At 29.0% G+C, this 1740-nt stretch carries 2 protein-coding genes; both read left to right on the plus strand.

The features are described from left to right. Positions 1 to 78 precede the first annotated feature (78 nt). Complete coding sequence (locus QZ321_RS12395) at positions 79 to 582, plus strand: sigma-70 family RNA polymerase sigma factor (RefSeq protein WP_294197046.1); 504 nt, start codon at positions 79 to 81, stop codon at positions 580 to 582. Then, complete coding sequence (locus QZ321_RS12400; RefSeq protein ID WP_294197048.1) at positions 575 to 1168, plus strand: zf-HC2 domain-containing protein; 594 nt, start codon at positions 575 to 577, stop codon at positions 1166 to 1168. Before QZ321_RS12395 ends, QZ321_RS12400 begins: the two co-directional genes overlap by 8 nt. Positions 1169 to 1740: the final 572 nt, after the last annotated feature.

The following is a 1740-nucleotide window of genomic DNA, read 5'->3' on the forward strand; positions in this document are numbered from 1 at the left end:
AAAAATTTAGAGTGGATTTTATTTATTTTGTAACAAAAGCATGATATTTGACTCTAATATTATGAAAGGAGGGAATAAATGGAAGATATTGAATTTAGTAAGATATATGAAATGGAGTTTGTATATGTTTATAAATATATTTTATCAATTTGTTGTAATAAAGAATTAGCCGAAGAGATAACCCAACAAACATTCTTCAGGGCTTTGGAAAAATATAAAGACTTTCGGGGAGAATGTCAAATTAGAACATGGTTATGCCAAATTGCGAAAAATGAATACTATAAACAAAACAAGAAAAACAAACTTTCAGTTGATTATAGCTTATGCGAAAATATGGAGTGTGATACTGTTCGGATAGAGGATGCTTTTTTAGAACAGGAAAAAGTTTTATATATGTTAAAAATATTACATTCTATGAAAGAACCTTATAAGGAAGTGTTTTACCTAAGAATTTTTAGTGAATTATCTTATAAAGAAATAGGTACTATTTTTGGAAATAGTGAAAATTGGGCAAGAGTAATTTTTTATCGAGCTAAATTAAAAATTCTTAATAAATTAAAGGAGGAAGATTTATATGAATAAAATACCATGTAAAATAATAGAGGATCTATTACCTATGTACATTGATCAAGTTTGTTCAAATGAAACTAAAGAAATAATAGAGAATCATTTAAAGCAATGTGATAAGTGCGCAAAAATTTTTAATATGCATAAGATAGAAACTAAATTGAAAAATGTTGAAAGCGATACGAAAAATGATATACTTGACGGAATTGCACATAAATGGAGAAAATCTATTGGGATTGCTTTCCTAAAAGGTATAAGCATAGCCTTTACTGTTTTACTTTTAATAATAGGCATATATTATGGACTATTTATATATCAAGGGAGTATTATTCCAGCAGAACAGGTTACAATAGACTTGGAAGAAAAAGATGGCAAAATTTTTCTTGAGATGCAAACTAAAGATGGTTACGTGGGATGCGGAATGGATGTTGTACCAGATGGGAAAAATTTATATATTGCATTATACCGTTCCATATTAAATGAAAAAATAAAAAATGGTGAAAAAGAGGTTATAACATATGGTGTTAATCCAATTGAAAAAGATTATGAAACTATTTTTTATGGAACTCAGGATAATTATATAAAAGTTTGGTCAAAATAGTTCTTTATAAAAACAACTTGTATTTTAGTATATATAGATTCCTGTTGTGTAGGTAAGTAAGATGATAATTACTTATTGGCACGACAGGAATTTTTTATTATGAATTTTTTAAATATTCTTGTCCAAAGAAACCATAATTCCGGCAAATTGGGAACCAGTATTTCGAATACTGGAAACCGACTTAATTCTGCTTAGGGGATATAATCTTGTATTGGCTTCGTTTGTCAAGCCCTTGCCGCGCAAGCAGTGCGAAGCAGGCTTTACAAATGGAGATGATACAAGCAGAATATCGGATGCAGAATCAAGTTGCGTCATATGCGGCTTCCTATGACCGGACAGGCGGTGTAATTCTGTCCAGATTATTCATTTTTCTTGTATTCTGTTTTCTCTAGTGTTTTATCACTTAATCTATTGACAATTTGTCGCATGAATCACAATAAAGTAAAAATATTTTTGTATATGCCACTAATTAGTGACAAGCTTCGTGTGGTTTTTGTATATACTAATTTAAAAATGTTACTATATATAAAGTGATTGTTTATTGCCTATAGTTGCTAATATTGGAAATATAT

Origin of the sequence: uncultured Clostridium sp., assembly GCF_910588715.1 — a bacterium.
In the GTDB taxonomy this organism is placed as follows: Bacteria; Bacillota; Clostridia; order Clostridiales; family Clostridiaceae; genus Clostridium.